The organism is Pseudonocardia sp. NPDC046786 (assembly GCF_040645415.1).
Classification (GTDB): Bacteria; Actinomycetota; Actinomycetes; order Mycobacteriales; family Pseudonocardiaceae; genus Pseudonocardia; species Pseudonocardia kongjuensis.
Map to the genome: position 1 here is coordinate 127221 of NZ_JBEYYF010000006.1, position 25004 is coordinate 152224.

30 protein-coding genes and 1 pseudogene are annotated in these 25004 nt (G+C 68.0%); 19 read left to right on the forward strand and 12 right to left on the reverse strand.

The genetic code is table 11. The annotated features are described in order from the left end of the window. Positions 1 to 6 precede the first annotated feature (6 nt). Both ABZ881_RS09650 and ABZ881_RS09655 read right to left on the reverse strand, forming a co-directional pair. Positions 7 to 213, reverse strand: coding sequence for a hypothetical protein (locus tag ABZ881_RS09650; protein ID WP_358483296.1), 207 nt, complete (start codon positions 211 to 213; stop codon positions 7 to 9). A 56-nt stretch (positions 214 to 269) separates the two neighbouring features. Further along, a complete protein-coding gene (locus ABZ881_RS09655; RefSeq protein WP_344026496.1) occupies positions 270 to 1139 on the reverse strand; it encodes a LysR family transcriptional regulator in 870 nt (289 codons plus the stop codon). Positions 1140 to 1228: 89 nt separating this feature from the next. Here ABZ881_RS09655 and ABZ881_RS09660 point away from each other — a divergent pair, with 89 nt between their 5' ends. After that, a complete protein-coding gene (locus tag ABZ881_RS09660; protein WP_358483299.1) occupies positions 1229 to 1738 on the forward strand; it encodes a hypothetical protein in 510 nt (169 codons plus the stop codon). A 17-nt stretch (positions 1739 to 1755) separates the two neighbouring features. Here ABZ881_RS09660 and ABZ881_RS09665 read toward each other — a convergent pair. Continuing rightward, positions 1756 to 2103, reverse strand: a pseudogene (locus ABZ881_RS09665) (VapC toxin family PIN domain ribonuclease); the annotation flags it as partial. A 62-nt stretch (positions 2104 to 2165) separates the two neighbouring features. Next, a complete protein-coding gene (locus tag ABZ881_RS09670; protein WP_358483301.1) occupies positions 2166 to 2396 on the reverse strand; it encodes a hypothetical protein in 231 nt (76 codons plus the stop codon). Positions 2397 to 2682: 286 nt separating this feature from the next. On the opposite strand from ABZ881_RS09670, the gene ABZ881_RS09675 reads away from it, so the two are divergent. Further along, entirely contained in the window at positions 2683 to 3240 is a 558-nt protein-coding gene (locus ABZ881_RS09675; RefSeq protein ID WP_358483302.1) for a GIY-YIG nuclease family protein, read from the forward strand. A gap of 40 nt (positions 3241 to 3280) precedes the next feature. Here the strand turns inward: ABZ881_RS09675 and ABZ881_RS09680 are convergent, their stop codons facing one another. Continuing rightward, positions 3281 to 3853: a hypothetical protein gene (locus ABZ881_RS09680; protein WP_358483304.1), complete on the reverse strand. Its 573-nt coding sequence runs from the start codon at positions 3851 to 3853 to the stop codon at positions 3281 to 3283. A 684-nt stretch (positions 3854 to 4537) separates the two neighbouring features. On the opposite strand from ABZ881_RS09680, the gene ABZ881_RS09685 reads away from it, so the two are divergent. From ABZ881_RS09685 to ABZ881_RS09700, 4 genes are all read left to right on the forward strand, one after another. Next, complete coding sequence (locus ABZ881_RS09685) at positions 4538 to 5428, forward strand: hypothetical protein (RefSeq protein ID WP_358483307.1); 891 nt, start codon at positions 4538 to 4540, stop codon at positions 5426 to 5428. A 7-nt stretch (positions 5429 to 5435) separates the two neighbouring features. Next, complete coding sequence (locus ABZ881_RS09690; RefSeq protein ID WP_358483309.1) at positions 5436 to 5858, forward strand: type II toxin-antitoxin system VapC family toxin; 423 nt, start codon at positions 5436 to 5438, stop codon at positions 5856 to 5858. Between the two features lie 378 nt (positions 5859 to 6236). Continuing rightward, positions 6237 to 7103, forward strand: a complete 867-nt coding sequence (locus tag ABZ881_RS09695) for a hypothetical protein (RefSeq protein WP_358483311.1) — start codon at positions 6237 to 6239, stop codon at positions 7101 to 7103. A gap of 321 nt (positions 7104 to 7424) precedes the next feature. Continuing rightward, entirely contained in the window at positions 7425 to 8408 is a 984-nt protein-coding gene (locus ABZ881_RS09700) for a hypothetical protein (protein ID WP_358483312.1), read from the forward strand. A 378-nt stretch (positions 8409 to 8786) separates the two neighbouring features. Here ABZ881_RS09700 and ABZ881_RS09705 read toward each other — a convergent pair whose 3' ends face one another. Continuing rightward, positions 8787 to 9698 carry a hypothetical protein gene (locus ABZ881_RS09705; RefSeq protein ID WP_358483314.1) on the reverse strand — a complete coding sequence of 304 codons (912 nt, stop codon included), beginning with the start codon at positions 9696 to 9698 and terminating at the stop codon, positions 8787 to 8789. A gap of 389 nt (positions 9699 to 10087) precedes the next feature. Further along, entirely contained in the window at positions 10088 to 10675 is a 588-nt protein-coding gene (locus ABZ881_RS09710; RefSeq protein ID WP_358483317.1) for a TetR/AcrR family transcriptional regulator, read from the reverse strand. A 62-nt stretch (positions 10676 to 10737) separates the two neighbouring features. Between ABZ881_RS09710 and ABZ881_RS09715 the strand changes: the two genes are divergently transcribed. Together ABZ881_RS09715 and ABZ881_RS09720 are read left to right on the forward strand one after the other, a co-directional pair. Further along, positions 10738 to 11685: an alpha/beta fold hydrolase gene (locus ABZ881_RS09715; RefSeq protein WP_358483318.1), complete on the forward strand. Its 948-nt coding sequence runs from the start codon at positions 10738 to 10740 to the stop codon at positions 11683 to 11685. Then, positions 11682 to 12782 carry a saccharopine dehydrogenase NADP-binding domain-containing protein gene (locus ABZ881_RS09720; protein ID WP_358483321.1) on the forward strand — a complete coding sequence of 367 codons (1101 nt, stop codon included), beginning with the start codon at positions 11682 to 11684 and terminating at the stop codon, positions 12780 to 12782. The genes ABZ881_RS09715 and ABZ881_RS09720 overlap by 4 nt, the downstream gene beginning before the upstream one ends. Before the next feature lie 110 nt (positions 12783 to 12892). On the opposite strand, the gene ABZ881_RS09725 is transcribed toward ABZ881_RS09720, so the two are convergent. Together ABZ881_RS09725 and ABZ881_RS09730 are read right to left on the reverse strand one after the other, a co-directional pair. Continuing rightward, positions 12893 to 13699, reverse strand: coding sequence for a hypothetical protein (locus ABZ881_RS09725; protein ID WP_358483323.1), 807 nt, complete (start codon positions 13697 to 13699; stop codon positions 12893 to 12895). Continuing rightward, on the reverse strand, positions 13696 to 14535 hold the full coding sequence (locus tag ABZ881_RS09730; RefSeq protein ID WP_358483324.1) for a hypothetical protein: 840 nt from the start codon (positions 14533 to 14535) through the stop codon (positions 13696 to 13698). Before ABZ881_RS09730 ends, ABZ881_RS09725 begins: the two co-directional genes overlap by 4 nt. Before the next feature lie 133 nt (positions 14536 to 14668). On the opposite strand from ABZ881_RS09730, the gene ABZ881_RS09735 reads away from it, so the two are divergent. The 11 genes from ABZ881_RS09735 (at position 14669) to ABZ881_RS09785 (ending at position 21531) form a co-directional block, all read left to right on the forward strand. Further along, on the forward strand, positions 14669 to 15058 hold the full coding sequence (locus tag ABZ881_RS09735; protein ID WP_358483326.1) for a hypothetical protein: 390 nt from the start codon (positions 14669 to 14671) through the stop codon (positions 15056 to 15058). Then, the gene (locus tag ABZ881_RS09740; RefSeq protein ID WP_358483327.1) at positions 15055 to 15315 is read left to right on the forward strand and encodes a hypothetical protein; all 261 of its coding nucleotides are present in this window, start codon (positions 15055 to 15057) and stop codon (positions 15313 to 15315) included. The genes ABZ881_RS09735 and ABZ881_RS09740 overlap by 4 nt, the downstream gene beginning before the upstream one ends. A 270-nt stretch (positions 15316 to 15585) precedes the next feature. Then, positions 15586 to 15774: a hypothetical protein gene (locus tag ABZ881_RS09745; RefSeq protein ID WP_358483328.1), complete on the forward strand. Its 189-nt coding sequence runs from the start codon at positions 15586 to 15588 to the stop codon at positions 15772 to 15774. A 3-nt stretch (positions 15775 to 15777) separates the two neighbouring features. Further along, positions 15778 to 16119 (forward strand): hypothetical protein, encoded by a 342-nt coding sequence (locus tag ABZ881_RS09750; RefSeq protein ID WP_358483331.1) that lies wholly within the window; start codon positions 15778 to 15780, stop codon positions 16117 to 16119. Position 16120: 1 nt separating this feature from the next. Then, positions 16121 to 16309 carry a hypothetical protein gene (locus tag ABZ881_RS09755; RefSeq protein WP_161152823.1) on the forward strand — a complete coding sequence of 63 codons (189 nt, stop codon included), beginning with the start codon at positions 16121 to 16123 and terminating at the stop codon, positions 16307 to 16309. A 227-nt stretch (positions 16310 to 16536) separates the two neighbouring features. After that, positions 16537 to 17871: an FtsK/SpoIIIE domain-containing protein gene (locus ABZ881_RS09760; RefSeq protein WP_358483333.1), complete on the forward strand. Its 1335-nt coding sequence runs from the start codon at positions 16537 to 16539 to the stop codon at positions 17869 to 17871. Beyond that, positions 17871 to 18086, forward strand: coding sequence for a hypothetical protein (locus ABZ881_RS09765; RefSeq protein WP_358483335.1), 216 nt, complete (start codon positions 17871 to 17873; stop codon positions 18084 to 18086). The genes ABZ881_RS09760 and ABZ881_RS09765 overlap by 1 nt, the downstream gene beginning before the upstream one ends. After that, positions 18083 to 18760, forward strand: coding sequence for a hypothetical protein (locus ABZ881_RS09770; RefSeq protein ID WP_358483336.1), 678 nt, complete (start codon positions 18083 to 18085; stop codon positions 18758 to 18760). The genes ABZ881_RS09765 and ABZ881_RS09770 overlap by 4 nt, the downstream gene beginning before the upstream one ends. Before the next feature lie 97 nt (positions 18761 to 18857). Next, positions 18858 to 20210: a replication initiator gene (locus ABZ881_RS09775; protein WP_358483338.1), complete on the forward strand. Its 1353-nt coding sequence runs from the start codon at positions 18858 to 18860 to the stop codon at positions 20208 to 20210. Then, the gene (locus ABZ881_RS09780) at positions 20207 to 20395 is read left to right on the forward strand and encodes a helix-turn-helix domain-containing protein (protein ID WP_337826566.1); all 189 of its coding nucleotides are present in this window, start codon (positions 20207 to 20209) and stop codon (positions 20393 to 20395) included. Before ABZ881_RS09775 ends, ABZ881_RS09780 begins: the two co-directional genes overlap by 4 nt. Beyond that, positions 20395 to 21531 (forward strand): site-specific integrase, encoded by a 1137-nt coding sequence (locus ABZ881_RS09785; protein WP_358483341.1) that lies wholly within the window; start codon positions 20395 to 20397, stop codon positions 21529 to 21531. Before ABZ881_RS09780 ends, ABZ881_RS09785 begins: the two co-directional genes overlap by 1 nt. Before the next feature lie 28 nt (positions 21532 to 21559). Here the strand turns inward: ABZ881_RS09785 and ychF are convergent, their stop codons facing one another. From ychF to ABZ881_RS09800, 3 genes are read right to left on the reverse strand one after another with little or no spacing between them, the layout of a single operon-like run. Further along, a complete protein-coding gene (ychF, locus tag ABZ881_RS09790) occupies positions 21560 to 22633 on the reverse strand; it encodes a redox-regulated ATPase YchF (protein WP_358483343.1) in 1074 nt (357 codons plus the stop codon). Between the two features lie 35 nt (positions 22634 to 22668). Continuing rightward, a complete protein-coding gene (locus ABZ881_RS09795; RefSeq protein WP_358483344.1) occupies positions 22669 to 23337 on the reverse strand; it encodes a response regulator transcription factor in 669 nt (222 codons plus the stop codon). Continuing rightward, positions 23334 to 24806, reverse strand: coding sequence for a HAMP domain-containing sensor histidine kinase (locus tag ABZ881_RS09800; RefSeq protein WP_358483346.1), 1473 nt, complete (start codon positions 24804 to 24806; stop codon positions 23334 to 23336). Before ABZ881_RS09800 ends, ABZ881_RS09795 begins: the two co-directional genes overlap by 4 nt. Between the last annotated feature and the right edge of the window lie 198 nt (positions 24807 to 25004).

Here is a 25004-nt window from a genome sequence, read left to right on the forward strand (position 1 = left end):
CGTCGATCACCGAGGTGCGGGTGATCCCGGCGGGCAGTCCGCGCCGAGCAGGCCGAGCAGCACCGCCCGGTGCCGCAGCAGCACCGCGGTGGCCGGATCGGCCGGCGTCGTCCCGTAGAGCCTGCGCAGCGCGGAGCCACCGAGCAGTCCCGCGACCGGGGCCGCGTTGACCAGGCCGACCAGCAGGAACGTCGCGCTCACCAGGAGATCCACGGTGCCGATCCTGCGGTCGTCGACGGGCACCCGTCGAAGACCTGCGAGGTGACCGGCTAGCGGCCGCGCAGCAGGGTGGCGAGCGCCCGCGCAGGACTGCTCAGGCCGGTCCAGCTGCGGCAGGCGACGAGCAGCTCGCGGGCGGCCCATCCGTCGCGCAGCGGGACCCCGACCAGGCCGTCGGCGACATCGCGGGCCGGGAGCACGGCGATGCCGACGCCCGCCGCCACCGCGTGACAGACCGAGCCGGCGTCCGGGAAACGGGCCCGGTGCCGCGGATGGCCGCCCAGTGGGACGGCGTGCGACCGCAGGTGCTCCTCCAGCGGGCTGCCCTCGGAGTAGCCGACCAGGGCGTCGTCGTCGAGCACCTCGGCGAACGCGACCGCCGCCCGCCCGGCGAACCGGTGCCCGGGATGGACCACGACGACCAGCGGATCCGGCCCCAGCGAGATCGCCTCCAGCCGGCCGAGCTCCACGTTGTCGGCGAGCACGCCGAGCTCGGCGCGGCCCTCGGCCAGCGCCGCGACGATCCGGTGGCTCGGCTGCTGGACCAGGTCGACGTCGACGTCGGGATGCTCGTGCAGGAACCCGGTCACCGGGCCGGTGAGCAGGGTCGCGCCCGCGGTGTTGGTCAGGATCGTGACGGTCGCCGCGTGCCCCCCGGCGAGATCGGCCAGCTCCAGCCGCATCCGGTCGTGCCGGCCGACGATCTCCCGGGCGTGCGACGCGAGCAGCTCACCCTGCCGGGTCGGCGTGACACCGCGGCGGTGCCGGTCGAACAGCGGGAGGCCGGCCGCGCCCTCCATCGCCGCGATCCGGCTGCTCGCCGACGCCAGCGACAGATGCACCAGCTCCGCGCCGCGGGTGATGGAGCCCCGTTCGACCACTCCGAGGAACAACCGGAGGTCGAGCACCTCGAACGCCATGTCAAGAGGCTACAGACTCTATGAAAGCCGAAGGCTGGGTCCGACTCTTCGCTCTTCCAGACGACACCGACCCGGGTCAGGCTTCGATGGTGAACATTTCAGACCGCTCGGACACGCAGCGCGCGGCACAGCTGCGGCGGGCGACGCCGGTCCTCGTCGTCGTGCTGGTGACCGTCGCGCTCTGCATCGGGCACCTTGCCGGCGTCCGGGCCGTGCAGCGGGAGGTGCCCGACGCGCACAGCACGGTCGCGACGGTGCTGGCCGTGACCGCGGCGCCGCAACCGGGCGGTCCGGTCCGCAGCACCGTCCGCGCCCACTGGACCGGGCCCGACGGGCGCCCGCACGTCGGGCCGCTGGTGCTCGGCGGACGTCCGGCGCCCGGCGAGACCCGCAACATCTGGACCGACCGGCAGGGCGAGCCGATGGCGCCGCCCACCGAGGGCAACGGGCCCGCGCTGACCGCGGCCGCGCTGGTCCTGCTGATCGGTGGCGGGCTGCTGCTGCGGGCGCGGATCGTCACCTCACGGCGGGCCGGTCGCGAGATCGGCGCGCAGTGGGCGGCGCTGGAGCCGGGATGGAGCGGGCGCGGCGCGGCGTGATCGTCCGTCGCCGGGGTTCAGTCACCCGGGCCGGCCCGCGGCACGAGCGTGACCAGCTCGGGAAGCGCCTTCGCCAGCGCCTCGTCCATGGTGGCGAGCGTGGCGTCGGTACGGGCCGCGACGAGGCCCGCCAGGTAGGCGTCGGTCACCTGGCGGTGTCCCCGGACGTGGCCGAGAGCCACGTCGGCGTAGGAGACCGCATCGGGCCAGAACTCACACCCGGGAAGCGCATGGACCGCCCGCAGCAGCTCGACCGGCACCGCGGGCGTCTCACCCGCCCTGACGAGGAATCGGACGAGTGCCCCCTCGACCACCGGGCACAGCGCGAAACGCTCGATCCCCGCCACCCACCTCGACGCACGGTCGTGGTGCTCGTGCTAGGCCACGATGAGTGCGATGAGGACGTTCGCGTCGAGCAGGTGGGTCGTCACTCCTCGTCCAGCACGGTGGCGACCTCCGACGAGGTGACCCGGTGACCGATGCTCACCACCGGGAAGCCGGACCGCTCGTCGCGGTCGATGACGGCCTGCTGACCGAGCTGGATCAGGCCGCGGGCCGTGAGTTCGGCGATCACGGCGGACAGCGACAGACCACGCCGCTCGGCGATCTCCTTGGCCTGCCGATGCACCGCAGGCGGCAGGTCGACGGTGGTCCGCATGGCTGCATCATAACTGCATCAGTACTGATGCGCTCTCGCCGCGACCACTCCGTCGGGACCTCCGTGCTCGCGGATCGGAGCGAGGGTGACGATGCGGACCCGGGTCAGACGTTGAAGCGGAACGAATCGGCACGATCCGCGGACCTGCGGCGCTCGCGATCGCACATGTCCTGAGCTGCGTGAACGTGCCCTGACTCCTGCCGTTGACTATCGCTGCCGGTGGACGTCCTGACGAACGACTGACGAACGGCTGCGGCGTTCTTCGGGCCCCCGGCAGACTGCCGAGATGCCGCCTGCTCCCCCACCGATCGAGTCCGTCATCGAAGAGCTGATCGACAACCCGGTCCGCACCCAGCACGTCCGAACTCAGGTGCCGTCGGCGCCGGGCCTCTACGCCTGGTGGGCGCCTCCCGCCATCCTGCCCGACCTGCCGGGTCGTCTCCACCCGACGGTGCCGGATCTGCGGCTCACCTATGTCGGTCTCGCGACGAAGCTCCGCTCCCGGATCGCCTCGAATCACCTTCGTCGGAGCGGCAGCTCCACGCTCCGACGAACACTCGCCGGCCTCCTGATGGATGAGCAGGACTACCGCACCCGCTGGACCGATCGCGTCGTACTCGTCGACGACGACGAAGATCGGCTCACCGATTGGATGGCCAGCAAGCTCCGTGTGTCCTGGTGCGAGTATCCGACACCGCGTGACGTTGAAGCCGATGTCATCCGGGCCCTACACCCGCCCCTCAACGTCGACCACGCCTCGGGCCCCGCCACCCACGTCGTCAAGGCCGCTCGACGGCGCTACTACGACAGCGCCGGGCCGCGCCCGTCCGACGGGCAGCCGTAGCCCGTCGACTCCTACCAAGAAGCGAAGAATCCGAGGTCTATCACGTCAGTCTTCCTGCCGAACGGAGCACCTTAATCGCTGTCAATGCGGCATTATCCCTATACGTCTTACTCTCTGCGACCTTTATAGCTACTTCTGCCACCTCCGTCAGATTGAATACCTTAATCGGCCCCACGCCGACATTCTGAGATCCGCACCATTGGCGAATCTCTTGCTCGTGCAATCCAGTAGTTGGCGCGGCGAAGCGCCCAGCATATAGACGAAACTCGACTTGTTCAGGAAGGTATCCGAATCTCTGGCATGCACCATCGAGAACAGCATCACGCAACTCAGGATTATTTAGGAGCGCATATCCACGATGATGGGAGGCAGACTCAGGGCCGACTGTTACGTGTTCGACCGCCACTCCTCGGGAGCCCAAGAAGGACTTAACAGTGGCCAGGACCAGCCGGTCCGCCCTTGCCCCGACAAGGTCTACCTCGTAGCCGTGAACTTGTACTTCCTCGTACGCCGACTTCTTAGTTCGCCGTGGAACCGGAAACTTGATCGCTTCGGACACGACCAAGCCTTCGTCCTCCATGGCCAACGCGACAAACGACTCGAATGCTTCCATGCAGGCGATTCTCCAGTACAGCCCCCTGGCCGTACCGGCCAACCCGACGACAGGGCCCTTCCTTGCACCTCAGGCCCCGCGACTCAGTCGTCAACGCACCCCCGACGCCGCTACTACGACGGTCCTGAGCCTCGATGACCTACCAATCGTCGGACCCTCAACCCGCGGAGACAAGATCCACTACGTCCGGCTGCGCTCGACGTTCGCCGTCGCCTCTCGTGCGCTGCGCGGACTAGCAGACGCACCTTCCACTGATAACGGTCCGCCGTCGGCTTCTGCCGTTGAATTCCGGGGGTAACCCGGGGGCGAGCCCACTCCCCCGCGCCTTCTGGGTGCCATCCCGTCGACCTGTCGCCAGACCGACCGTGCGGGCGCCCGTGGGCGGCCCTCGACGCAACCGCATCCGACCATGCCACGCTCCGCCGACGGGTGTCCGTGCGGTACGCCCTCCGGGAGGTCGAGGGGATGGCACGGAGCAACCATCCCGGAGACCTGCCCGCCCGGCGAGGGCAGCGTTGAACTCACGAACAGGTGGCGAGCACTCTGCACAACACCGGCGATGGCCAAATCGTCGATCACCGTGAGTAGTCACTATGCTGCGCTCCGTGATAATGACAGACTTGGCAGGTATCGTTGTACTGTCATTCCCTAGACGATCTTGCTTCCGGCGGCGAGAGGAGGCGCGTGAGCGTGACCGAGCACAGCCAGCGTCGGGTTGAGAACCTGAGTATTCGTGCGTCCGGGCCTGCAACAGCCGGCGGACGCATTTCCCTGACCGAGCTTTCACGTATCTCGTCCGGACTCCAGGCAACCCTAGAGCGGATTGCATACTCTTTACTTATCGGACAGCGACGACGCCCAGGTCGCTTCCCCAAAGAGATCGCAGATGCCGTCCGAATGGACTTCATCGGATTTCGCGAAGGTTCAGCGGTCTTAGACTTGGATCGTCCACAGTCGGAAACGCTTGACGATCTTCTAAGCGAGTCGTTCGAGGCACTAGAGACCGGCATTGCTCAAATCCAGGAAGACCCTTCGACTGCGCCCCTTCACTTTAGTCCATCAGTCGTGAGTGGCCTTATTACAATGTGCGGCGGCATCAGCGCACGGAATATCACAGAGATCAGCTTCGAGAGTGGGTCGCAACTTCGTTTCAAACTGAACGCCGAGAGCCGCGCATCGCTCCGTAAGGTTCAGAAGTCTGGCCCGCAAGAGCAATTGACAATTGTTGGTCGCCTGCACATGGGCGACTTTGACCCACTGAGTCTTAGATGCCGGATCGACACGCACTCAGGCAGTATTAATTGCGATCTTGATGATGACCTTCGAGATACTGTCCTTGATCTACTGGACTCGCTTGTCATCGCTAGTGGAGTTGCAGATCTACACCCTGACGGAGTCACAGTGCGCGTCCTACACCTAACCGAAATCGAGGAAATCGAGACGTCCAGCCCGAGTTCACTCGACGAACTAGCACGCCAGCAAGCAGTCGGCCCCGTCGACAGCTTTGACTCGATGCGTGGCGAGCCGATTGATGATTTCGATGACTTTATGGCGATTATTCGATCGGCGCGGTGAGTGACAGTTGCCCTCATATGTAGTCGTAGATACGGACGTCTTTTCCTATATCTGGCAAAATAGGGCTGAGGCCGCGCCGTACGAGCGATACATCAAGGGAAAGATTCCCGTGCTTTCCTTCACCTCGGCTGCCGAACTATACTATGGAGCCAGCTACAAAGGATGGGGAGAGCGCAAAGTTCGAGAGCTTGAAGCTTCTCTTAAATCTTACCTAATCGCGCCGTACACGCCACAGATGGCGAAACTCTGGGGGTCACTGAAGGCGACAGCTCGCGCGACTGGCCATCCTCTGGGCGTGAGCGAACACTCAAACGACTTGTGGATCGCTACTATGGCCATATTCCATGATGCACCACTTCTAAGTCACAATCGGCGCCATTTCCATGATCTTCCTGGGTTAGACCTGGTCAGTCCACGACCGTGGGAGTAGAACCCGACCGCTTCAGCGATTCCATCGTCCGCCTTGATTGACTCGTAGAAAGCAGGGTTCGGCAGGCCAGATGACGCCCGCAGAGAGGAAGGCTCCGCGAGACTGGTCCATCCCCGCTCTGACCAGGACGACGGACCGTCGTCAATCGCCCCGAGTGACCGTGGTTGACCGCGTCTAGTTGCACGCTAATTGCACGCCGCGAACCCTGACACTCGCCTACAGCGGGAGCGGGCGGGTCTCGACGACGGTCTTCATGACTAGTGTGGAGCTCAGCCGTGGGACGCCGGGGAGTAGCGCGGCGAAGCGGTTCCCCGGGTCTCGCGGCGGGCTGCTGAGCAGATGACTGAGACTGTCGGTCCCCGCCGCTACGTTCAAGGCATGGGCTTCGACGCACATGCACTACTCGTCCTGATCGCTTCGCCCGGTGACACCATCGAGGAGCGTGACGCCACCGAACGCGCTCTGCACGGGTGGAACGCCAGCCGTGCGGAACGCGAGCAGGTCGTCTTGCTCCCACAACGCTGGGAGACAGGCACCACTCCCCGTCTCGGCGACCGAGCTCAGAGCATCATCAACGAGGACCTCGTCGACAAGGCCGATGTCGTGCTGGCACTGTTCGACAGCCGGCTCGGCACCGCCACCGGCGAGGCAGTCTCCGGTACCGCCGAAGAACTACAACGGGCACACGAAGCCGGTAAGCCCGTGCACGTTTGGTTCTCCGAGGAACCGCTCCCCCGTGATGCCGATCTGGCCCAGGTCGAAGCGCTTCGGGCGTTCAAGGCGACGCTGGAACCGCTCGGTCTGCTCGGCAGCTACGCAAACCCCGACGACCTCGCCTACCAGGTCCGCAACGCGATCGAGAGCGATCTAACCCGCCTCGAGCTTGGTCCCATCACCACCCGGAAGCAACCAGCAGGTGCAGTCTTGCGTGCCCGCTACGACTACGAGCGTGAGGCGTACACCGACGGACGCGGCAAGACGAAGCACCGGACACGGCGGGAGCGGATCGTGGTCCAGAATCTCGGTAACGCCACTGCCGAGAATGTCAACCTCGGGATCGCGCCACTTGGCGACGGCGACGCACCCGGGACCCAGAACGACGAGACTCCATCGATCATCCCGCAGTCCGAGTACGCATGGTCGATCTTCACGGCGATGGGCCACTCGCGGTCGGCCAGGTTGACGCTGACGTGGACCGAAGACGGTGTGGAGCGATCTGAGACTCAGGACCTCGCCCTAACGTGACCGCGACGGTCGAGAACGTGAGTGAGGTCGATGAATTGGAGCGGAGGGGACTCGAACCCCTGACACCTTGACTGCCAGGCACTGGCGCGACACTTCCGACCGGCACCGGGAAAGGGATTCCTACTACTCAGGAGTCCGATGCCGTCCGTGGATGTCCAGCGAGCCGCCGGTTGGTTGTCACTCAGTTAGACACTCAACGGAGTCTCGACCAATCAGCCTGGCGCCTTGGTGCCCACGCCTCTGCCCCCATGCCCCTGCCCACCATCCGCGGCCCGAGCGCGCCTGCCCGTGGGGAGTCGTCGAGGGTGAGAGACTGACGCCGTGGAGATCCAGTCCGCGGCACCCAGATTGCCTGTTGTTTACCTCGATCAGAACCAATGGATCACGATCGCTCAGGCGAAATATTCACCCCAAAAGGTAAAGAACGTAGTTGAACTTGGTGCAGCGGACTCGGTAGTCCGATCGGCGACAGACGGTAAAGTACTCCTGCCTCTCTCCACCGCACACCTGGTCGAAACTGCCCGGACAGGCAATCCGGAACGACGGGGCAAGCTCGCCGACAGCATGCTAGAACTATACGACGGCTGGCACATGCGCCACCCTCTAGATATTCGCCAGTTCGAACTGATGAGCCTCCTGAGGGGTGAGACTGCGCCGAGGAGCATCGAACTTGAGCCATTTAGCACGAAGCCCAACACCCCCTTTCAGGCCGCACAATGGGGTAACGCATTCCAAGCCTCTGATGATTTTACTGCAGCTCAGCAGAAATTTATTACGGATCGAGCATGGAGGGCCGCTTGGTCTGAGACCTTACGCCATGATACATATGATGCGGATGAGCGCCGGACGTCCGATCAGTTCGTCGAAGGCTGGGCCAAAGGGTTCGAGGAACTCGGTCGCTACATGGGCAACAATCCAGCACCACGCGACGTTCGACTGGTCGCAGCCGGAAAATTAATGGCTGACCTAAACAAGGAGATAGCGCTCGCGTCTGCTAAGACAGGTATCACACCCGAGGACTTGGCACCATTCCTTCGGCCAGAAAACTTAGTGGATTCGTTTGCGAAGCTGCCATTCATTGGCCGCCTTCTAGACGTGACATTCCAGCGCCTGAGGAACCCACAGACACGGTGGAAACGCAACGACTTAAATGACATGACGTACCTCTGCTGCGCGGCAGCTTACGCCGATTTCGTCGTTGCCGAGCGCGCCACAGCTCATTTTTTACGTCTTGGCACAGGCAACTTCCCCTCGGGCGCTCTAGTACTCCGGGATTTATCCGAACTTCGGCCGTTGCTTCCTTAGCTCACCTAAAGGTAGCGATAGAGCACCGCTCTCCTAACGCGAATCAGGCTCGTCAAATGCCTGCGTGTCCGTTCCGAGACCCACGATCACCAGCCCAACCGCTGCCACGGCGAGTCAGCGACTACCGGGCTGTCATGGGCCGGATGTGCCCCAGATGTGGCCCGGCGCGGCCCGCCCCCTCGCCTGCCAGTGCCATCCCGTCGACCTGCTGCAAGCCGACCGCGCGGACGGCCGTGGGCGGCCCTAGACGCAACCGCTGGCCTACCTCGCCAAGGCCCGCCCACGGTCGTCCGTGTGGTAGCCCGGAGGGAGGTCGGCGGGATGGCACGCCCACCATCCCGGAGACCAGCCCGCCCGGCGAGGGCATCTTTCTGGCAGTCACGGACCCAGCCGGGCGACCAATTCGTTTAGTTCATCGTGCTTCTCTCTAATAGAGTCACCCTCAGGGAGCGGTGACTCTGGCTTCTGAGTCCAGCCGGAGTGAAGACGCATTTCGTTATGAAACGCCAGCGTCGCGTAGTTTACAAGCTTTGCACAGAAGATTTCATCGCCACCGCCCGCCAGAGACTCCACGTACGCAAACATAGTCGGATGCGTCAGCGAGGATAGGTATCCATAAACGTATTTTGCGCTCACATCTTGGGGGGCAAGAACATCCTGCGCGATTTCAACAAACTTGGAAGTCTTCGGAAGCCTCTGCGCCCGGAGCGTAATCACTCCACCGTCGCCGGAGTCGATCTCGCCGGCCCAAAAGGGTCCAGGCTTTGATATTGCGTCTCGCGCCGCGCGATACTCATCACCCATCTCGGCGCGGTCTGGATGCTCCAATCCCGCCGCGATCTGCTTGCGTCGTGTTGCGTCGTCCGCCTCATCTAGAAGAAGCCGAGCTACTCGCTCGCGTGCGTGCGACTCGATCCCGATTCGGTTGTCGAGCAGCCACGCCATCTTCCCGCACGCCTCCGCGACGCAACGGGCAACTGGAGCAATCCCCGGCCCGTACGGATACCCGTCCACCATCGCGTACAAAGATCCGAGATAGTTCCGCGAACCTGCAAGATAAACAGAAACGCGATCAGTCAGGCGGCGACCAAAGTCGTCGGCCCAGAAACCGTCAGGTCCTTTGCATTTCCGCGTAGCTGATTGGAAGATAGAAAGTGGCGACTCCGCCTCCTCAGGGACATTACCCGTACGCGCATCGTATTCGTTGAATGCTTGGATGGATGTGAATAAAACGTTGCGGCTTGCCGCGATCAACGACGCCTTGTCGTCGTCGCTCAGCTGGACTGGCATCGGTGAAGAGTACCCATCAGGCACATGGTCGACCTCCGGTTCTCCGCGGTGCCGCGCGCCGGGACCGGGGACCGGCCGGAGGCCGCACGCCCCGGGCCCGGCGCTGGCGGCGCGGCGCCGGAGGCGCCGCCTTGATACCGAATGGAAGGTCTAGACACGACGTGCGCTGGCGCCGACAGTGCGCTGGCGCCGTTCTAGACAGGGCGGCTGGGCGGCTGCCAGGGTTGTCGGGCGCTGGATCAACACGGACGGAGCCCAGACACCGGACCAGGGGAGACGGCGTGAGTGGTCGCCAGCCACGGATCCCCACGCCTACTGCCGAGCACGGGTGATCGCCGTTGACATCCGCGGATACCTCGCAATCCGCCGGGCAGGCGATGGACATCGCGCTACCGCGGGGCTTGCAGGACACCGTCCAGGACGAGGTTCACGAGTTGCTGGGCGATGTCGTCGTCGAGTGGGCGGCGCCGGGCGAGGATGCGGAAATGCATGGTTCCGATCAGTGCTTCGTACACAAGTGGCGCAACTGCGGGATCCGGTATCTCGCCGCGCTGGGCGGCACGGTCGAAGATGACCTGGGCACGTTCGAAACGATCGGCCCAGAAGGTGTCCCGCAGGACTCGTGAGGTCTCGTCCTCCGAGGTGGCCCCGAGGTAGGCGAGTGCGTAGCCGGCCGGCGTGCGGAGGAACTCCGCGACCGTCCCGATCACGGCTACGAGGTCGCCGCGCAGCGATCCGGTGTCGGGCGCGACGAGCTGTTCCCCGGACAGCGTCATCAGCACGTCGGCCAGCAGTGCCTCCTTGGTGCCCCACTTGCGGTAGATGGTCGTCTCGTTGACGCCGGCACGGGTGGCGATCTGGCCGACGGTGAGGTCGCCAGGAGCTACCTCAAGTAGCAGCGTCGACGCGGCATCGAGGACGGCGGCGCGCGTACGGGCCGTCCGGCCACCCGGTCGCTGCTTCGGGCTCGTGTTCACTACCTCACTATAAACGCAAGTATGACTTGCGTTAAGGCGTGGGGGTGTCCATAGTCGGCGACATGACCTACGCGGAGCAGCCGGCCTGGCGGCAGATCCAGGAGTTCCTACCCGAGTCCTTCCGCCTGACCGAGGCGACCGTCCCGGCCGAGGAGTGGTGGGACCACCACCTCGGCCACCGGATCCATCTCGACACCTACCGCAACCCCGACGCCCCGGTGAAAGTGATCCTCTTCCACGGCGTCGGCACCAACGGCCGTCAGATGTCCACGATCCTCGGCCGCCCCCTCGCCGAGCGCGGCTACGAGACGATCGCCGTGGACATGCCGACCTACGGGGTCACCGAGGTCGCACCCGGCACCCTCGTGACCTACGACGACTGGGTGCAGATCGGGTCGGACCTCGTCGACGCCGAACTGGCCAAGGACGACCGCCCGATCGTCCTCTACGGTCTCTCGGCCGGCGGCATGGAGACCTACCACGTCGCCGCGGTGAACAAGAAGGTCGCCGGCATCGTCGGCATGACCTTCCTCGACCAGCGTTCCCGGCGGGTCCGCGTCGAGACCTCCTTCGACCCGATCAGTGGCCTCGTCGGCGCCAGCCTGATGAAGCTCCTGTCCGCCACCCCGCTACGGACGCTGCGCCTGCCCATGCGGCTGGTGAGCAAGATGCGAGCGCTGGTCAACGACCGCGGAGCCACCCGGGTCTTCTACACCGACCCGACTTCGGCCGGGAACAAGGCCACCACGACGTTCCTGTCGAGCTACCTCAACTACCAGCCCGCCGTCGAACCGCGCGACTTCGACGCCTGCCCGGTGCTGCTCACCCAGCCCGCCGCCGACCGCTGGACACCGCTGCACCTGTCCGAACCATTCCTCGCTCAGATCACCGGGGTTCCGGTCACCACGATCATGCTCGACAACGGCGGCCACTACCCCATCGAGCAACCCGCACTCGACCAAATGGTCGAGGCGATCGACGCCTTCGTCGCGAAGAGCGCCCGGCCGTGAGCGGCACGATCGTCGTCCTCGGCGCCACCGGATACACCGGCCGGCTCGCGGTCGAGGCACTGCTACGGCGAGGCGTCCGGCCCGTCCTCGCCGGCCGCCGCGCCGACGAACTCGCCCGGCTCGCCGACCACCTCGGCGGGCTGCAGTGGGCCACCGCCGACGTGACCGACCCGGAGAGCGTGCGAACCCTCCTCGGTCCGGGTGACACCCTGCTGACCACGGTCGGCCCGTTCGAGCGCTTCGGGTACCTCGTCGCCGAGGCCGCAGCGTCCGTCGGCGCGCACTACGTCGACTCCACCGGCGAGGTCGGCTTCGTGCGCGAGATCCACCGACGGTACGACGACGTGGCTCGCCGACACGGTGCGACGATGCTGCCCGCGTTCGGCTACGACTACGTACCCGGCACCCTGGCCGGCGCCCTCGCCCTCGCCGAGGCACCAACCGCGCAGCGCCTGGAGATCGGCTACTTCGCCACCGGCTCACTGCGCAACGGGCTCAGCCACGGCACCCGCACGACGATGGCTGACGGCCTGACCCTCCCCACGACGGTCTGGCGCGACAAACATCTCACCGACGTCCGCACAGCGAGTGCTGTGAGCACGTTCCGGGTCCGAGGTCGCCGTCGCACGGGCTTCCTCGTGTCCGGGACCGAGGTCCTCTTCCTGCCCGCCGCCCATCCTTCTCTCACATCCGTCGAGGTCTACAACGGCTGGTTTCCCGCTCTGAGCCGGGCCATCACCGTCACCTCCGCGCTCGCCAACCAGCTCACCCGCCGACCTGCCGGTGCCCGACTCGTCGACCGGATCAGCACACTCGCAACCGGGCCCGCCGGCGGCCCGGACGAGGCCGAACGCGCCCGCACCCTCACCCACGCGGTCGCACGAGCCACCGACAGCGCCGACAACACACTCACCGAGGTCCACCTCGAAGGGCCCAGCATCTACTCCCTCACCGGCGAGCTGCTCGCCCTCGCAGCACAGCTTCTCGACACAGGGGCCGCGCACCTGCCGGGCGTTGTCGGACCGATCGAGGCCTTCGACCTGAGCGTGATCGAGAACGAATGCGCCCAGGTCGGGCTGCGCCGAACGACCACCTGAACACTCAGAAGCGTCCGACCTTCTAGTCACGGCAAGTTTCTGGGTCGACAACCAGGTCATGCACCTCACCGCGGGCGGGGCCGGCTCAAGACCAGGTCGATGTCGGGCGGTCAGCGGGTGTCGGGCTGCCAGGTAGCGACGGTCTTGTCGTCATGGCGCTTGGCCCTGGGGAGGTCCCGGCCATCCGGGTCTCGCTCAGCTTCCCAACGGTGTAGGCCGCGAAGGAGGCCGAGTATCTCGTCATCGCTCTTGGCCGCGATGACGGACCAGGCCATGTGTAGGTGGTCGATGGTGCGCTGGGCGCCGTCGGTGGCGAGCACGGCCCAGTGGAGTTCGTCGGCGTCGATGTGGTGGACGGTGGCGTGATGGCCCGCCTCATGGGTGGCTTCGGCGATCCAGTAGCCGTCGTCGGAGTTCCGAGCGCGACGCTCGATGACCTGGAGATCGGCCAGGAGCTGCCGGTGGGTCTCGTCATAGCCACTCCCCCGCCGCAGCCGCTCGCGATAGCTCTGACGCTGAACGGGCGCGACGGACTCCAGCCTCTCGTCACAGAGCCGGACCTCGTGGCCACCGCGGCAGCCCAGGATGATCGTGCTGTCGCCTAGCACAGCAGCGTCGACACCGTGGTCAGTCCACCGCAGCAGAGCGACCGTCGAGGACGGGCCGTCGCCCGGGGTCAGGTCGAGCTCGGAAGACACGCAGTCGATGGCATCGGCGATGACCGTCCGCAGGTCCGACGTGGAGCTGAGGCCCGTACGGAGGGCGTCGAGCAGGGCCCCGACGTACTGCTCTGCTGGCGGGACGCCGGGGGCGATGGCCGTCGCGCCGTCGAGCACGATCAGCCCGTTCGGGGTGGCTGCCCAGCGGTCCTGTCCGGGGCCCGTTGCCCCGGGTAGCGATGCGCCGTGGGTGCTCATCGGGGCCATCGTCGCGGAGGGACGAGCACCTTCAGCGTGGTGGGGGTCAGCTCGTCAAACTCACCGCTGAGGACCATGCTGAACGACTCCTCCCCCAGCTCCGCCCACAGGTCCACGACGTGCTCGGTGAGGTAGTGCGCGGCCCCCACAGACCCCAAGGCGTGCAGCCCGGCGATGTGGACGACGACCGCACCGGTGGGCATCACGTGGCGCGCGAGGTAGGCGATGTCGGCCCGGCGCGGCTCGGGATCGTCCATCGGGGACACCAGGCGCTCGCCGGTCTCGTCGTCGACGATCCCCCAGCGTGCGCCGTCGCCGATCGTCATCCTGAAGAAGGGATCGCGCTCCATCAGCGCGTTGCCCACGTGTGCGGACGCCGGACCGCAGACCACGACAGCGTCGCCAGTGGGTTCCCACTCCTGTAGCGGGTCGATGATGCGGCGCTCGACGGTGAACATCAGGCGCTCGGCCTCGTCGGTGAGGTGCACGCCGGTGGCGTCGTCCTCGCTGGCAATCACGAGATCGTCGCGGTTGAGCAGTCGGCGCCCGGGCAGCGCCAGTTCCAGGGGGCCGACGCCGAAGAACGCCCGGTGCGCTGGTGGGGCGCTGCTGCGGATCTGAGTGATGCGGCCCTTGGTCAGACCGAATGCCCGGGCAACCTCGGTATAGCTGCCGCCGAGCTGGTCGCGGGCCTCCTCGACCGCGGCGCGGCGGATGCGCGCGAGTTCGACCGAACGCTGCTGGTAGGTCGCCAGCAGGTCGGTTGCACGCCGCCCCCGCCGGACCGGGTCCGGCTCCAGGCGAAGCGCATGGAACTCATCGTCAACAGCAGCCACACCCCGAGTTTAGGCCCCTTGACAAGTTGGGCGAGCGTGCGCATCCTGGTTTAGCCCCCTGAACACGCACTCACTCGATAGCTAAGTTTAGGGGTATCAACGCACGAGAGGTGGAGTCATGAGGGATCTTCCGGTGGTGCTCGACGGCTACAAGCTCACGGTGGTGGAGCCGCCCGCACCCAAGACACGCCAGGACGCCAACGGCGCCGATGTACCGGTGACCGATCGGGATGGGGTGGCGCAGTTCGTGGTGTCGTTGTTCGCGAAGTTGCAGGTTCAGGCGGGGCAGCGGGCGCCGAAGGGTGAGGAGATCAAGGTGACGCTGACTGCTGATCCTGGGGAGGGTTTCCCGGAGGACACGCGGGTACAGCTGATCGACGCGAAGATCAACCCGTACTCGATCGAGTCCCCGGACGGGCGGACGGTGTCGGGGATCGCGTTCAAGGCGATGGGGATCAAGCACTCCGCCCCGGCGCCGATGCCGATGCGGCGTGGCAAGGACGGCGGGGAGGGTGAGTCGTGAGCCGCCCGGACTTCTTGCCGTCGTTCACGGTCTCGGTCGGGATCCACGTCTACGCCACCACTGAGTTCGTGACCCGTACCTATCCGGACGAGGACCGGGTCACGATCGACGCGACCGGCTCCGGCGGGTCGGTGACGGTGTTCCTCGACCGTCGCGACATCGCCCGCCTGCGCACCGTGCTGGAGCAGGCCGAGCACGATTTGACAAGCAGACAGCACGACAACGGGGCCCGTTCGATCAGCGGGCCGGCCGCCTGATGTAGCGGCCCACTTCTTTCGGCCGGACCTGATTTTCGGCACTTCCATGCAATTCCGAGACGGGGACACCTGTGTCCCGGATCAGGGGTGATCGCCAGTGGTGTGTGACGACTGCGCCGGTAGCCGCGCCTGCGATGTGTGTGACGGCTACGGCGACTCGATCTCAGGGGTCGAGTGCACGGCCTGTGGCGGTTCCGGGGCCTGCCCGGGCTGCCTCGGAGACGGCGAGACCAGCGGCCCCGCGTCGCTGGCGGAGACGGAGGCACGGCAATGAACACGACCACGAACAATCGACCCCGGACAACAACGGGTGTCGGGCGGCTGGTGCGGCGCCTGGAGATCGAGCGGCGTCGTTGGTCCCGCAACGACTACCCGGTGGTGCCCACCGAGCAGGCGTGGCGGGCCGGGGTCGCCGAGGGCCTGCGCCTGGCCCAGCTCGCGATCCGTAAGGGCGTGTAGGCGATGGCACTCAACCTGGGCTCGCGGGACCGGCTGACGACGTTGCCGAAGGTCAACCGGCGCGCGCTGCGCAAGTACGGCGAGTTCTGGCGGGCGTTGCAGCTGGTCGGGGACGCCCTGGCCGAGGCGGAGAAGGTCGCCGCCAAGTCCACCGACGGCACCAGGTCCAAGCGCGGCGGGAAGAGCGTCTCGGCGAAGGCCGGCGGCGAAGGGCAGCACTGGTCGGTCGCCTCGCCGGATGAGATCTCGGCGTCGGCGAAGAAGGCGCATGGCTCGCTGAAGGTAATGACCAGTTCGGCGAAGAGGTGGGAGGCCGAGCTGGTCTCCCGGGAGTGGAGGAAGTGACATGTCCAAGGCCGTCGACCGGACCGTGGAAGAGCTGGACGCGGCGATGCGTGAACTCAGGCGCTCGCTGCACGGGATCCCGTATCGGACCGGTGGGTTCAAGAACACCCACGACAACCTCGCCCGCGACGTCGCGCACCTGACCGTCCATCTGGACTCGGCACGCGGCGCATTGCGCGAACAGAAATGATCCACTCGGGCGGTGGGGTCGCCCGCCGAACTGATTCTTGGCGGAAACACACGGCGGGCGCCCCTGCTACCCGACATCTCATCTCGTGAGGACTGGTAGCAATGACCAAGCGTAGTAGTATCGCAACCCGCATCAACGGTCCGGCCCGCAGCCACGCGGGGCGTGCCACCCGGCCTCCGGGACGGGAGTTCCAGGCTCTCGCGTGGACTGCGCGCCACCCGGGGTTCGTGGCCGCCCCCCTCGTGGTGCTCGGCCTGGCCCTGATCCTCGGCCCGCTGGTCACGACGGCCGCCCTCGGTGGCCTGGTCGTCGGCGCGCTGGTGTGGGGCCGGGCCCACCCGGGGAGTTTCGACCGGTTCGCCGCACCTGCCCTGCGGGCTACGTGGCGGCGCTGGACGGTCTACCGCGGCCACCGCTGGGCACAGCTCATGTCGGACACCGGGCTGACCCGCGAGCACCGCCACACCGGCGCCCAGCTGGTCCCGCGCGTGCTCCGGGTCCGGTCGTCGTCGGCGTCGATCGACACCGTCTACGTCCGCATGGTCCGCGGGCAGGACGTCGCCTACTGGCAGGAACGCGCCTCCGTGCTCTGGGAGGCGTTGATCGCGCACCGGGTCGCGATCACCCGACACCGCCCCGGCGTGATCGCCGTGGTGATCGAGTGGGAACTGCCGTTCACCCGCACCATCCCCGCCCCCGACATCCCCGAGACCACCGACGACGTCGACCTCGGCGCGGTCGAAATTGGCGACAACGAACGCGGCGACCCCTTCACCGCCCCCGTCACCGGCGGACACCGCCTCGTCGCCGGCGCCTCCGGAGCCGGCAAGGGCTCGATCCTCTGGTCGACCCTGCGCGGGATCGGACCCTGCATCCGCGACGGCATCGTCCGGGTCTGGATGGTCGACCTCAAGGGCGGGGTGGAGACCGAGCAGGGCGCCCCGTTGTTCCACCGCTACGCCACCACCATGGCCCAGGCGCTGGAGCTGCTGACCGAGTTCCGCGACAGCATGCGCGACCGCCAGGACGACATGCGCGAGCAGAACATCCGCGCCTGCACGCCCAGTACGGGGACGCCGGTGGAGCTGCTGGTCATCGACGAGATGGCCATGCTCACCGCCTACGGCGACCGCACCAGCGTCCGCGAAGCCCTCAGGCTTCTCGCAGAGGTCATGACCCAAGGTCGGGCGTCGCTGTTCGCCGTCCACGGCTACCTGCAGGAGCCCTCCAAGGATGTCGTCGACGTCCGTGAGCTGTTCACCCAGCGGATCTGCCTCGGCGTCACCGCCGCCTCGCATGTGGACATGGTCCTCGGCGAGGGCGCCCGCGAGCGCGGTGCGTTGGCCGACGAGATCCCCGGAGACGCCCGCCATGCCGGGATCGGGTTCGTGATTGACCGTGGGTCCCGGCTGCCGGTCCGGTTTCGGGCCGCGTTCGTCTCCGACGACGACATCACCGAACTCGTCACCCGCTGCGCACCGCCAGTGGCTGAGGTCATCGACCTCCCCCACGACAACACCGACAACCAGGCCGATGACGGTGACGAGCGGGGGGCGGCGTGATGGGAACGACGACTATCTGGGCGCTGCGCACGTGGGCCAAGCTCACCCTGCTGTTCCTGCTGGTCATCAGCGGGACCTGGCTCTATCTGGGCACCGGTTCGGGCTGGTTCTGGGTGGTGGTCGGTGGGGCGGTCGTGGCCGAGTACTACGTGATCCGCCAGCTCGCTCGTGAGTGGTCCTGGGAGGCCCGCGCCACCTGGTGGTGGTCGGCATGACCGCCCAGACCGGCACAGCACAGGCCGGCACGGTGCAGGGGGCGCTGTTCGGGGACCCGGAGCTGATCGAGTCCCCCGCCGACGACCGCACGGCGGCGACGCAGGATCCGCGGGAGGTCGCCCGGATCGTCGCGCTGGCCCAGGACCCGGGCCTGCTGCTGATCGAACGGACCGGGCTGGTCCTGCGCACCGATCCCGCTCGGCCCGGCTGCGCCGACACCCTCGCCCGCCACGACGGCGACACCGTGGCCCAGCTGCTCGACACCGGCCACTTCAAGCTCGGCGGCACCCACCACGTCCACCACAACGGCTCCGAGGGCCCGGCCCGCTCGATCCTGGTCCCCCGCGTCACCCGGGACATGGCCACCCGCTGGCAGCACCTCCGCCCCGTCCCCCAGACACCGGCCACACCGAAGCAGGGGCCGCAGCCCACGACAGGGGTGATCGGCGTCGACATCGTCGAGCCGGGCAAGGCCCTCGTCACCTTGGGCGGCACCGGACATGGCGGGACCGTGCTGCGCGACGGCACCCGCTACCGCGTCGAGAACGACCACGGCACCCACATCGGCCACGCCTCCTCCTACCGGGCCGCTGCCCGCCTGCTCGCCCGCTACCACGGCTACGCGCCGGGCCCGGTCGAGATCGAGCACGAACACCGCACCTACCGCCGCTGACCAGGCCCGGTGTCTCCGGTCCGGTCCCGCCGACGTCCGAGTCCAGCTCCCGGCGGGACCGGAGCCCCACAACCACGCTCTCGGGAGGGATGCCGTCATGACGGCTGCCACGACCCAGCACGAACACGACCTCTCGCACCTGTTGCGCTCGCCGGGCTTCCAGGACTGGCGCCGTGAGGTCACCGCCCTCGGCGGCTGCGCCGCCCCCATCCATCTGACCGGCTCCTCACGGATCCACGACCGCGCCACCGGTGCTGTGCTCGCCGAGCGCGACGGCGAGATCCTCGCCCCGTGCGGGAACCGGCGGGCGTCGGTGTGCCCGGCCTGCTCGGACCGCTACGCCTCCGACGCCTACCACCTCATCCGCTCCGGAATGGCCGGTGGCAAGGGCGTCCCCGACACTGCGGCCGGCCACCCGCGGGTATTCGTCACTTTGACAGCGCCGTCGTTCGGGCCCGTCCACACACGCCGGGTCACCGCCCGCGGTCTGGTCGTCCCGTGCGGCTGCGGGGACAAGCACCACCCCGACGACCCGCGCATCGGCTGTGCGCTCGACCCGGACACCCACGACTACGTCGGCGCGGTGCTGTGGCAGGCCCACGCCGGGAAGCTGTGGAACCGCTTCGCCATCCGCCTGCGCCGAATCATCGCGCAGATGCTCGGGATCAAGGTCCGCAAGTTCCGCGACCACGCCCGCCTCTCGTACGCCAAGGTCGCCGAGTACCAGCGCCGCGGGCTCGTGCACTTCCACGCCGTCGTCCGCCTCGACGGCCCCGACGGACCCACCACCCCCGCACCCCTCGGGATCACCCCCGACGGCCTACACGCCGCGGTCCGGGACGCGGCCCGCTCGGTGTCACTGGTCGTCGACCGCCCGGACGGAACGCCGCTGCCGCTGAGCTGGGGCCGGCAGGTCGACGTCCGCCCAATCACGTCCACCACCGCGGCCGCGCTCGAGGACGACGACGGCGAGATCACAGACTCCGCCCTGGCCGCCTACGTCGCCAAGTACGCCACCAAGGGCACCGGCAAGTCCGAGGCCACCGACCGCCCCATCCGCGACATCGCCCACCTGCGCCACCTTGATCTCACCCCGCACCACCGCAAGCTGATCGAGACCGCGTGGGAGCTCGGCGGCCATGAGCAGTACGAGGACCTGAACCTGCGCCGCTGGGCGCACATGCTCGGGTTCCGGGGGCACTTCCTCACCAAGTCCCGCAACTATTCCACCACCTTCGGCGCGATCCGCGGCGAACGCCGCACCTACCGCCTCGGCGAGACCCTCGCCGCCCTCAACACCCCCGCCGAACCCGGCTCGGTGCTGGTGGTCAACGACTGGCACGTCGTCCAGTTCGGGCACCGCAACGACGCCGAACGAGAGATCGCCCTCGGCATCGCCGAACGACGACGCGAGCAACGCCGCACCCGTACCAAGAGGAACGCCCGATGAGCAGTGCTGAGCGGTTGTGGACGATCCAGGACGTCGCGCACTACCTCGGGGTGCCGGTGCAGACCCTCTACCAGTGGCGCAGTCGCGGCTACGGCCCGAGGGGCGTCCGGATCGGCCGGCACGTCCGGTACCGCTCGGACGACGTCCGGCGCTGGGTCGCCGACCAGGTCAAGGCGAGCGCCTGATGGCCAGCGTGCGGAAACTGCCCGATGGTCGGTGGCAGGCGCAGTACCGGCCGTTCCCGGGCGGGAAGCAGATCACCCGGACCACCCGGAAGAAGTCGGACGCGCAGCGGTGGTTGGACGAGCAGACCACGTCGCTGGTCAGCGGCAACTACGTCGATCCCCACGCCGGGCGGGTCACCTTCGGGGCCTACTTCGAACGCTGGTCCGCCCGTCAGATCTGGGTGCCGGGGACGGCGCGGGCGATGACCCTGGCTGCTCGCTCGGTGCCGTTCTGGGATGTCCCGCTACAGCGGTTACTGCGGTCGCACATCGAGCTGTGGATCAAGGAGATGCAGACGGCCAATCGCGGCCCTGACCGCGCCGCCGGGCTCGCGCCGGGAACCATCCGGACGCGGGTGAACAACGTCCGGGCCGTTCTACGCGGGGCGGTCAAGGATCGGGTCCTGGCGACCGATCCGAGCGAGGGCGTCAAGCTCCCCCGTGCCCGTCGCACCGACGTGGCGATGGAGCTACCGACCTCGGACGACGTCCGGGTGCTGCTGGAGATGGCCGACCGACGGTTCGTGTGCTTCATCGCGCTGTGTGCCTTCGCCGGGCTGCGGCTCGGGGAGGCTGCCGCGGTCCAGGTCGGTGACTTCGATCTGGCGGCCCGGAGGCTCGTGGTCCGGCGGCAGGTGCAGCGGGCGAACAACCAGGCCGTCGAGATCCGGGCACCCAAGTACGGGAGCGAGCGGACGGTCCACCTCGCCGACGGCCTGGTGGACATCGTGCGGGTGCACCTGGCCGGGCTCTCGGGCCGTGGGTCGGAGCGGTGGCTGTTCCGGGGCGAGAACGGCAACCCGCCGCACCAGAACACAGTCGGCTACTGGTGGCGCAAGACCCGGCGCGACGCCGGGCACCAGACGATCCGCCTGCACGATCTACGGCACTTCTTCGCCTCGGGGCTGATCGCGGCCGGCTGCGACGTGGTGACCGTGCAGCGGGCACTCGGGCACTCCAGTGCGACCGTCACCCTGAGCACCTACGCGCACCTGTGGCCGACCGCGGAGGACCGCACACGAGCCGCTGCGGACTCGATGCTGACGGCCGTCCTCGGCGCTACTGACGAACCGGTGACGAATACGCCGGAGCCCTAACGTGCTGACCAGCGGAAACGGGACCCGATCAGACGTTGAAGCGGAACTCGACCACGTCGCCGTCCTGCATGACGTAGTCCTTCCCCTCCATCCGCACCTTGCCCGCGGCCTTGGCGGCGTTCATCGACCCGGCGGCGACGAGATCGTCGTACGACACCACCTCGGCCTTGATGAAGCCGCGCTCGAAGTCGGTGTGGATGACCCCGGCCGCCTGCGGCGCGGTGGCGCCCTGCGGGATGGTCCAGGCGCGCGACTCCTTCGGGCCCGCGGTGAGGTAGGTCTGCAGGCCGAGCGTGGTGAACCCGGCGCGGGCGAGCTGGGCCAGGCCCGGCTCGTCCTGCCCGATCGACTCCAGCAGCTCGGCGGCGGACTCGTCGTCGAGCTCCAGCAGCTCGGCCTCCACCTTGGCGTCGAGGAAGACGGCCTGCGCCGGGGCGACGAGCTCGGTGAGCTCCTTGCGGCGGGCGTCGTCGGTGAGGACGGCCTCGTCGGCGTTGAACACGTACAGGAACGGCTTGGTGGTAAGCAGGGTGAGCTCGCGCAGCGGGGCGGCGGCGACGCCGGCCTGGAACAGCGTCCGGCCGCTGTTCAGCACCTCGGCCGCGGCCTGGGCCGCCTCCAGCGCGGGGCGCCGGTCCTTCTGCGTGCGGGCCTCCTTCTCCAGCCGCGGGAGCGCCCGCTCCAGGGTCTGCAGGTCGGCCAGCACCAGCTCGGTCGCGATCGTCTCGATGTCGCTCGCCGGATCGATCCGGCCGTCGACGTGCACCACGTCGGCGTCGTCGAAGACCCGCACGACCTGGCAGATCGCGTCGGACTCGCGGATGTTGGCGAGGAACTTGTTGCCCAGCCCGGCGCCCTCGGAGGCGCCCTTCACGATCCCGGCGATGTCGACGAACGACACCGTGGCGGGAAGGATCTTCTCCGACGAGAAGATCCGGGCCAGCTCGCCCAGCCGCGGGTCCGGGAGCGGGACCACCCCGACGTTCGGCTCGATCGTCGCGAACGGGTAGTTCGCGGCGAGCACGTCGTTGCGGGTCAGCGCGTTGAACAGGGTCGACTTGCCGACGTTGGGCAGACCGACGATGCCGAGGGTGAGGGACACGGACGACCAGGGTAGTCGCCCTCCGCGGACCCCTCTCAGCCCGGTTCGAGCCGGTAGCCGGTGCCGCGGACGGTGGCGATCCGGCCGGCGCCGAGCTTGCGTCGCAGGTAGCGCACGTAGACGTCGACGACGTTGGATCCGGAGCCGGACTCGCCGCCCCACACCAGCCGCAGCAGCTGGTCCCGGGACAGCACCTGCCCGGGGTGCCGCAGGAACGTCTCGGCGAGCGCGAACTCGCGCGCCGACAGCTCGACGGTCCGCCCGTCGACGGCGACGTGCCGGGTCCGCGGGTCCAGCTCCAGCCCGCCGAACGCCAGCACCTCCGGGTCCGGCGCCGGGCGGGAGCGTTCCAGCCGGAGCCGCACCCTGGCCAGCAGCTCCTCGAACTGGAACGGCTTGGCCATGTAGTCGTCGGCGCCGCCGGTGAGGCCGGCGACGGTGTCGCCCACGCTGTCCCGCGCCGTCAGGATGATCACCGGGACGGTGCTGCCGGCCGCGCGGATCCGGCGCAGGACGGCGAACCCGTCCAGGCCGGGCAGCCCGATGTCGAGCACCATGAGGTCGAACCCGCCGCCGACGACGTGATCGTGCACCCCCGGCCCGTCCGGCACGACGGTCACCTCGAAACCGGCGGCGACCAGCCCCTTCTTGAGGAACGACGCGATCCGCGGCTCGTCCTCGGCGACCAGGATCCGGCTGCTCACCGCGCGTCCCCCGGAAGGTCCAGGGTGAAGGTGGCGCCGCAGCCGGGGGTGCTCTCCAGCAGCACCCGCCCGCCGTGCGTGGTCGCGATGGCCTCGACGATCGACAGGCCGAGGCCGGCGCCGTCCGAACGCGGGGCGTTCTCGCCGCGGGCGAACCGCCGGAACACCCGGGTGCGGTCCTCCGGCGCGACGCCGGGCCCGGTGTCGGACACCCAGATCCGCACCCGTTCGCGGACGGTCTCCGAACCGAGCGCGATCCGGTCGCCCGGGCCGGTGAACCGAGTCGCGTTGTCGGCCAGCGCCACGACCGCCTGGGTGATCCGGTGCGGATCCATCCGCACCCGCACCGGGGCGACCGACTGCAGCACCCAGTCCCGGTCGGCGAGCCCGGTGAGCTTGTCGAACAGCTCGCGGGTCAGCTCGGCGACGTCGACCTGCTCCGGGCGCAGCAGCGACGGCTGCTCGGCGCGGGTGAGCGCGAGCATCTCCGACACCAGGCGGTTCATCCGTTCCAGCTCGTCGTCGACCAGGGCGACGGTGTCGGTGACGTCCTCGGGATCGCTCGGATCGAGCACGCCGAGATGCCCGCGGACGATCGTGATCGGGGTGCGCAGCTCGTGCCCGGCGTCGTCGACGAACCGGCGCTGCGCCTCCATCCCGCTCTGCACCCGGTCGAGCATGGCGTTCAGCGTCCGGGCCAGCTCGGCGATCTCGTCGCGGGCCCTGGCCCGCTGCGGCACCCGGTGGGACAGGTCGGTGCCGGTGATCGTGCGGGCGGTGGTCGCGACGTCGCGCAGCGGGCGCAGGATCCGGCCGGCGACCAGCCACGCGCCCACCGCGGCGAGCAGCGCCGTGCCGACGCCGACGATCACCATCAGCCGGGCGGCCTCGTGCGCGAACTCGTGCTCCTGGTCGGTGAAGTAGCCGATCACGATGACCCCGCGCGAGGGGTCGCCGGCCAGCCCGACCGGCAGCGCCGACCAGCGCACCTCGCCGGCCACGCTCTGGTAGGAGCCGCGGGTGTGCCGCTGCACGGAGGAGACCATCGCGTTGAACGCCGGGTCCTCCCGCAGCAGCACCCGCGAGCTGGTGCGCCGGGACTCCCAGCGGAACCGGCCGTCGAGGTAGCCCATGAACTTCTCGTTGGGCCGGGCCACGTTCGCGGCGATCACCGAGCGGAGGATCTCGTCGACCGAGCCGTACGGCTGCCCGGTGGTCGGGTTGATCCCGGTCTCGGTGACCCGGGCGAACTCGGCGATCTCCGACGTCAGTGCGGTCTCGATCCGGCGGTCCGTCTCGTCGATCAGCAGCAGCCAGGTGACCAGGGTGACCACCCCGAGCGAGCTGAGCACGAGCAGCAGCACCCACCCGACGATGCGGGTGCGTGCCGCGGTCGCCCGGCCCGCGCGTCGGCCGCTGCGGCCGGCGTCGGCGGGTTCGCTCGCGATGGTGGTCTCCTCCTCGGACACTGCCTGGTCATGATCGCGTACCGGTCGCCGGAGCGATCGGCGACTCCCCCTTGCGAAATGTCACGCACCGTCGCCGTCGTTACTCCGACCGGCGTACGCCATACTGCGCCGAGCGCCCGGACGTGACGCAACGTTCGCCATCACGGCCGGCGCATCACCCGTGGGGCCCAGTACCGGTCCCGGCGGGTGGGAAAAGCG

What these genes read in the sequence shown, in the direction of transcription:
- ABZ881_RS09655 (WP_344026496.1), bottom strand. Translation starts at nt 1,139, where the DNA reads ATGGCGTTCGAGGTGCTCGACCTCCGGTTGTTCCTCGGAGTGGTCGAA.
- ABZ881_RS09670 (WP_358483301.1), bottom strand. Translation starts at nt 2,396, where the DNA reads ATGCGGACCACCGTCGACCTGCCGCCTGCGGTGCATCGGCAGGCCAAG.
- ABZ881_RS09675 (WP_358483302.1), top strand. Translation starts at nt 2,683, where the DNA reads ATGCCGCCTGCTCCCCCACCGATCGAGTCCGTCATCGAAGAGCTGATC.
- ABZ881_RS09680 (WP_358483304.1), bottom strand. Translation starts at nt 3,853, where the DNA reads ATGGAAGCATTCGAGTCGTTTGTCGCGTTGGCCATGGAGGACGAAGGC.
- ABZ881_RS09695 (WP_358483311.1), top strand. Translation starts at nt 6,237, where the DNA reads ATGGGCTTCGACGCACATGCACTACTCGTCCTGATCGCTTCGCCCGGT.
- ABZ881_RS09705 (WP_358483314.1), bottom strand. Translation starts at nt 9,698, where the DNA reads ATGCCAGTCCAGCTGAGCGACGACGACAAGGCGTCGTTGATCGCGGCA.
- ABZ881_RS09715 (WP_358483318.1), top strand. Translation starts at nt 10,738, where the DNA reads ATGACCTACGCGGAGCAGCCGGCCTGGCGGCAGATCCAGGAGTTCCTA.
- ABZ881_RS09725 (WP_358483323.1), bottom strand. Translation starts at nt 13,699, where the DNA reads ATGAGCACCCACGGCGCATCGCTACCCGGGGCAACGGGCCCCGGACAG.
- ABZ881_RS09745 (WP_358483328.1), top strand. Translation starts at nt 15,586, where the DNA reads ATGAACACGACCACGAACAATCGACCCCGGACAACAACGGGTGTCGGG.
- ABZ881_RS09750 (WP_358483331.1), top strand. Translation starts at nt 15,778, where the DNA reads ATGGCACTCAACCTGGGCTCGCGGGACCGGCTGACGACGTTGCCGAAG.
- ABZ881_RS09755 (WP_161152823.1), top strand. Translation starts at nt 16,121, where the DNA reads ATGTCCAAGGCCGTCGACCGGACCGTGGAAGAGCTGGACGCGGCGATG.
- ABZ881_RS09765 (WP_358483335.1), top strand. Translation starts at nt 17,871, where the DNA reads ATGGGAACGACGACTATCTGGGCGCTGCGCACGTGGGCCAAGCTCACC.
- ABZ881_RS09770 (WP_358483336.1), top strand. Translation starts at nt 18,083, where the DNA reads ATGACCGCCCAGACCGGCACAGCACAGGCCGGCACGGTGCAGGGGGCG.
- ABZ881_RS09775 (WP_358483338.1), top strand. Translation starts at nt 18,858, where the DNA reads ATGACGGCTGCCACGACCCAGCACGAACACGACCTCTCGCACCTGTTG.
- ABZ881_RS09780 (WP_337826566.1), top strand. Translation starts at nt 20,207, where the DNA reads ATGAGCAGTGCTGAGCGGTTGTGGACGATCCAGGACGTCGCGCACTAC.
- ABZ881_RS09785 (WP_358483341.1), top strand. Translation starts at nt 20,395, where the DNA reads ATGGCCAGCGTGCGGAAACTGCCCGATGGTCGGTGGCAGGCGCAGTAC.